This window comes from Halomonas sp. 25-S5, assembly GCF_029889845.1.
Lineage (GTDB): Bacteria > Pseudomonadota > Gammaproteobacteria > Pseudomonadales > Halomonadaceae > Halomonas.
On sequence record NZ_JARANV010000045.1, the window covers coordinates 1 to 5,920 of the forward strand.

The following is a 5,920-nucleotide window of genomic DNA, read 5'->3' on the forward strand; positions in this document are numbered from 1 at the left end:
TTCATTCGATCTGATTCGTTAAATAGCGGGCTATTCGCCTCATCAGATCGATAAACTTGTCTCGAAATCCGTCTCTCTCGCTACGATCGGTCAAACCCGACAGGCTCCTAGTGCCCCGATTTTTCTGGTCCATCGCAGACTGGCGTGAAGCACGCCACTTGGGTCGGCTGGCCAAGGTGATCGTGCATCTCGCCGATCCCCGAGAAGCGCACCCGATAGCCGTTGCGACGCGCCACGCCCTGTGCCCAGTCGCGAAAGCGCGCCCGGTCCCACTCGAACTTGTGGTCGGGATCCCGGAACTCGCCCGGCGCCAGATCATAGAGCGGATTGTATTCGTGGTTGGGGGTGGTCATCACCAGCAGATGCGGCCGCAGCCCGGCGAAGACCGCGCGCTCGACCCGGGAGAGCGCCTCGGGCGGGACATGCTCGATGGTCTCCACCATGGCCGCGGCATCGAAGCCGACCAGCGCCGGGTGGGGATCGGCATAGGAACCGCAGACCAGCTCGAGATGCCCCGCCCGGGCGGCCGGCAGCCCCTCCAGGCGCAGCTTGGCCTGGGCCAGCAGCTCGCCGGAGAGCTCAAGGCCCGCCACCCGCTCGAACTGGGCGTCGCGCAGCAGGTACTGCAGCAGTCCACCGGAGCCGCATCCCAGGTCGAGCACCCGTCGCGCACCGCTGGCCCTGATCAGGGACGCCACGCGCTGCAGTCGCGCCTGGTGGAGGTCGGATGCCTCGAGGTCGATCATCTCCATGCTGTCTCCATCTGGACCGGGCGGGAGATGATGACGCATCGCGGCCGGGACGTGTAGCGGCGAGCCAAAAAAGGCGCGACTCGCGTCGCGCCCAACGTGCCTGCTCGGTACTCGCCGAGGCGTCATCCGGCCGAACTCGTCAGCACAAGCCGGTCAGAAGAAGCCCATCGGATTGATGTCGTAGCTGACCAGCAGGTTCTTGGTCTGCTGGTAGTGCTCGAGGGCCATCTTGTGGGTCTCGCGGCCAACGCCGGACTTCTTGTAGCCGCCGAAGGCGGCATGGGCCGGATACTGGTGGTAGCAGTTGGTCCACACACGGCCGGCCTGAATAGCGCGGCCCATGCGGAAGGCGACGTTCATGTCGCGGCTCCAGACGCCCGCGCCGAGGCCGAACTCGGTGTCGTTGGCGATGGCCAGCGCCTCCTCCTCGTCCTTGAAGGTGGTCACGGCCACCACCGGGCCGAAGATCTCCTCCTGGAAGACGCGCATTTTGTTGTGCCCCTTGAGCAGGGTTGGCTGGATATAGAAGCCGTTGTTGATGGCCGGATCCAGGGACTCCCGCTCGCCGCCGGTGAGGAACTCGGCACCCTCCTCGCGGGCCACGTCCATGTAGGACATGATCTTGTCGAACTGCTCCTGGGAGGCCTGGGCGCCGACCTTGACGTCGGTATCCAGCGGGTTGCCGCGGGTAATCTGGCCCACCTTCTCCATCACCTTGACCATGAAGGCGTCGTACATGCTCTCCTGGATCAGCGCCCGGGACGGACAGGTGCACACCTCGCCCTGGTTGAAGAAGGCCAGCACCAGGCCCTCGGCGGCCTTGTCGATGAATTCCGGCTCGGCGTTCATGATGTCGGCGAAGTAGATGTTCGGCGACTTGCCACCCAGCTCCACCGTGGAGGGGATGATGTTCTCCGCGGCGCACTTGAGGATGTGGGAGCCCACCGGGGTGGAGCCGGTGAAGGCGATCTTGGCGATGCGCTTGCTGGTGGCCAGCGCCTGGCCGGCCTCGGCGCCGTAGCCATTGACGATGTTGACTACGCCCGGGGGCAGCAGGTCGCCGACCAGCTTCATCAGCTCAAGGATCGAGGCCGGGGTCTGCTCGGCGGGCTTGAGCACCACGCAGTTGCCCGCGGCCAGTGCCGGCGCCAGCTTCCAGACGGCCATCAGCAGCGGGAAGTTCCAGGGAATGATCTGTCCCACCACGCCCAGCGGCTCGTGGAAGTGGTAGGCGACGGTGTTGGCGTCGATGTCGGCGGCGGTGCCCTCCTGGGCGCGGATGCAGCCGGCGAAGTAGCGGAAGTGGTCGACGGCCAGCGGCAGGTCGGCGTTGAGGGTCTCGCGGACCGCCTTGCCGTTGTCCCAGGTCTCGGCCACGGCCAGCATCTCGAGGTTCTGCTCCATGCGGTCGGCGATCCTCAGCAGCACATTGGAGCGCTCGGCGGCGGCGGTCTTGCCCCAGGCCGGTGCGGCCTGGTGGGCGGCGTCCAGCGCCTTGTCGATGTCCTCGGCGGAGGAGCGCGGGATCTCGCAGAACACCTCGCCGTTGACCGGGCTGACGTTGTCGAAGTACTGGCCCTTCACCGGGGGTACGAACTCGCCGCCGATGTAGTTGCCGTAGCGTGTCTCGAAGCTGATCGGCGAACCGGACTGGCCGGGGTTGGCATAAATCATGGCGTGACTCCTGACTGTTGTCATTGTGGCGATACCCCCCCAGTGTTGGTCAGCAACGCCTTCTGCGACATACTCCGGTAGCAGGAGAGGGCCTCCTCCTTCGGTAGGAGGCGAGACGAGTCCACGAGGATATTGCCCATGCACACCCTGATGGTCGCCGATGACCATCCGCTGTTCCGCGAGGCGATCGCGGCGGTGATCGAGGCCGGCCTGCCCGACAGCCGGCTGCTGGAGGCGGAGAGCCTGGACGCGACCCTGCGCCAGGCCGAGACCTGCACGGAGCTTGACCTGGTGCTGCTCGACCTCGGCCTGCCCGATGCCAGCGGGCTCGAGGGGCTGCGCGCGCTACGCGCGGCTCACCCCTGGCTGCCGGTGGCGATCCTCTCGGCCGACCAGGAACGGCGCACCATCCTCGACGCCCTCGACCTGGGCGCGGTGGGCTACATCCCCAAGTCGACGCCGCGCCGGGACCTGCTCACCGCGCTGGCCCAGCTGCTGGAGGGCCAGGTCTACCTGCCGCCGGACATCATGCGCCGCCCCGCCGGGGCCGGCACGCCATCGCCCCGCCCACGCTTCACCGAGCTGACCGACAAGCAGCTCGAGGTGCTGCTGCGCCTGAGCCGCGGCGCCTCCAACAAGGTGATCGCCCGGGAACTGGACATCGCCGAGACCACGGTGAAGACCCATGTCTCGGCGATCCTGCGCAAGCTCGGGGTGCCGGGCCGGGTCCAGGCGATCCTCGCCGCCGGCGAGGCCGACCTCGAGGCCCTGCTGGCCGAGCGCCATGGCCCGTCACGCTGAGTCACCGCCCAGCAGGTCGACCAGGGCCATGCGCAGCCGCAGCGGCTTCAGGGGCTTGAGCAGGCAGCCATAGCCCCGCTGCCGGGTCAGGCCCTTGATCATCGCATCGTGGTTGGCGGTGATCACCATCACCGGGAGCCCCGGCTGGCGCTCGCGCAGCCGCGCCGCCGCCGCCAGGCCATCGGGGTCCCCCTCGCCCAGGTGGAAATCGACGAGCAGCACGTCCGCGCGCGCCCCGCTGGCCTTGCCCTCCAGCTCGGCCAGCGAGGTCGCGGTCACCACCCGACACCCCCAGCCCTCGAGCAGCGCGGCCATCCCTTCGCAGATGCCGGGATCATTGTCGATCACCCAGACCCGCGCCCCCTCCAGGACGCGACCCTGCCCGGGCTGCGCCGAGGCGGCCGGTGGCTGAGGTGCCAGCGGCAGTCGGCCATGGGGGACCCGCACCGAAAACAGCGAGCCACGGCCCGGCACGCTGGCCAACCGCAGGGGATGGCCGAGCATCCCCGCGATGCGGTCGACGATGGCCAGGCCCAGCCCCAGGCCGCGGTCTTCGGCGTCGCGATTGCCGCTCAGGCGTTGGAACTCCTGGAAGATCGCCTCGCGCTGCGCCTCGGGAATCCCCGGCCCGCTGTCTCCCACCAGGATCTCGATTCCCTCGGGGCGGCGACGGCAGCCCAGCAGGATCTTGCCGCGCCCGGTATAGCGGATAGCATTGGTCAGGAAGTTACGCACCACCCGGGCCAGCAGCGCCAGGTCCGAGGCGACCACCGCGCCGCTGCCCACGTAGTGCAGTTCGAGCCCCCGGGCCGCGGCCATCTGACGGTACTCCTCGGCCAGCACGTCGAGCAGCCGGGCCACGGGGAAGGGGGCGATATCCGGCTCGAGCACCCCGGCATCGAGCCGCGAGATGTCCACCAGGGTGCCGAGCAGCGCCTCCACGTCCTTGAGCGAGCGACCGATATGGCCCACCAGCCGGGTCGAGGGCTCGGGCAGGGGATGCTCCTCCAGGGCGCTGGTGAACAGCCGGGCGGCATTCAGCGGCTGCAGCAAGTCATGGCTCACCGCGGCCAGGAAACGGGTCTTGGAGAGGTTGGCCGCTTCCGCTTCCGCCTTGGCGGCATGCAATTCGGCAAGGGTATGCTGCAGCGTCTCGGTGCGCTCGCGCACCTGTTCGGCGAGCAGCACCGCATGCTCGAAGGCCGCGTAGGGGGCACCGCCCGCCACGCCCGCCGACTCCACGCGCTCCATCAGGGCGGTGGCGATCCGCCTCAGCCGCGCGTTCTCCTCCAGCAGTTCCCGCTCCCGCGGGCCGGCGTCGTCAGGCGTCTCCCGTGGCCGGGCGAGATCCAATGGCGACCCCGGTGAAGGTCTGGTTGATGTGCATGCCATGGTGCTGCTCCCCGTAGGTGTTGAAGCCGATCACCCGCGAGCGGCCCAGCAGCCGCGACGCCGGCGCCACGAGCCCCAGGGCCTCCAGCTCGAGCCGGCGCAGGAAGCAGTCGCAGCCAATGATCAGCGCCGGCTCGCCGAGCCGCGTGGTAAGCCCGGCGAAGACCGCCTCGAGGTCCTCCAGCAGGGGGGTGGGCTGCATGGCGGTCAACACGATGCCGTTTTCGACGGCGCAATAGAAGCTGAGGCTGCCGTCGTCGTTGACCCGCTGGATGGAGCGCACGAAATGCGCCTCGCCCAGGCGCACCGCCAGGGGATGGCGGGCGAATACCTCAGGCGCCAGGGCCTCGACCGGGACGCCTACCAGCCGGGCATACTCCTCGGCGGCCGGCAGGGCGTTGAGCTCCAGCACCCGGCGGCGCTCGCGGTCGGCGCGGGTGACTACCAGCTTCTCGTCCCGCGGGCGCAGGTGGTGGGTGGTGAAGACCTCGAAGGGCAGTCGGGTGTTGATCATCACCACCACCGCCGCCTGGCCATGGAAGCGGCCCTCGGCATGCACATGGGTATGGGCCAGGCGATTGTCGTCGCCGGCGGAGCCGCCGAAGCTGGGGATGCGCCCCAGGGCGGCATCCAGGGTCGCCAGCACCTGCTCCTCGCAGCTGGAGAGACCATCGAGCAGGGTCAGGGCGAAGCTGTGCTCCCCCACCGGGGCCAGGGCCCGGCCGCGACAGTCGTCCAGCAGGCCGTCGACCAGCCGCTGGGCACGGATCAGGTCGAAGCCCGCCAGGTCCTCGACCAGGGCGCAGGAGACGGCGAAGTGGCGACGATCGAGGCCGATGGCGACGATGCAGCCGCGCCCGTAACCCGCCGGGGTGATCTCCCCGGCGGTGGTGCAGCCGGCCACCGCCACGCCCTCGAAGGCCTCGTTGAGGGCCGAGGAGAGCGCGGCCAGGGGATACTCGGCGCTACAGAAGAACAGCACGAAGCCGAGCTCGGCATACCGCAGCGTCCCGGCCAGTTCGCCGGCCGCCTCACGAGGGTCCCGTCGCCGGCTGACCGCCGTGCGCAGCGGCGGCTCCGCCTCGAGCGGGTCGGGAACACCGGGCGTCGCGGGGGAAAGATCGAGCATGTCGGCCTGCCTGTGCGGTTTCAGGCAGTGTATGTCGCCAGGGCAAGCGGCGACAACGCCGGCCTGGGCGGGACATCACGCCGGGCAGCGGCTGGCGCTCGCCCGGCAGTGAGAGGCCTCAGCCCTTGGTCTTGCCCTTCTTGTCGCCCTTGGCAGCCGATTCGCCGCCGCG

The 5,920-nt window shown here is 69.1% G+C and carries 5 protein-coding genes; 1 reads left to right on the forward strand and 4 read right to left on the reverse strand.

Annotation, left to right across the window (positions count from 1 at the left end; genetic code table 11):
- Positions 1 to 107: 107 nt before the first annotated feature.
- Positions 108 to 752, reverse strand: coding sequence for a methyltransferase domain-containing protein (locus tag OP498_RS17975; RefSeq protein ID WP_280554717.1), 645 nt, complete (start codon positions 750 to 752; stop codon positions 108 to 110).
- A 153-nt stretch (positions 753 to 905) separates the two neighbouring features.
- Positions 906 to 2,426: an aldehyde dehydrogenase family protein gene (locus OP498_RS17980; protein WP_280550729.1), complete on the reverse strand. Its 1,521-nt coding sequence runs from the start codon at positions 2,424 to 2,426 to the stop codon at positions 906 to 908.
- Between the two features lie 138 nt (positions 2,427 to 2,564).
- On the opposite strand from OP498_RS17980, the gene OP498_RS17985 reads away from it, so the two are divergent.
- The gene (locus tag OP498_RS17985; RefSeq protein ID WP_280550728.1) at positions 2,565 to 3,227 is read left to right on the forward strand and encodes a response regulator transcription factor; all 663 of its coding nucleotides are present in this window, start codon (positions 2,565 to 2,567) and stop codon (positions 3,225 to 3,227) included.
- Here OP498_RS17985 and OP498_RS17990 read toward each other — a convergent pair.
- Both OP498_RS17990 and nosP read right to left on the reverse strand, forming a co-directional pair.
- Positions 3,219 to 4,619 (reverse strand): hybrid sensor histidine kinase/response regulator, encoded by a 1,401-nt coding sequence (locus OP498_RS17990; protein ID WP_280554719.1) that lies wholly within the window; start codon positions 4,617 to 4,619, stop codon positions 3,219 to 3,221. The genes OP498_RS17985 and OP498_RS17990 overlap by 9 nt on opposite strands.
- On the reverse strand, positions 4,549 to 5,748 hold the full coding sequence (gene nosP / locus OP498_RS17995; protein ID WP_280554721.1) for a nitric oxide-sensing protein NosP: 1,200 nt from the start codon (positions 5,746 to 5,748) through the stop codon (positions 4,549 to 4,551). Before nosP ends, OP498_RS17990 begins: the two co-directional genes overlap by 71 nt.
- Positions 5,749 to 5,920: the final 172 nt, after the last annotated feature.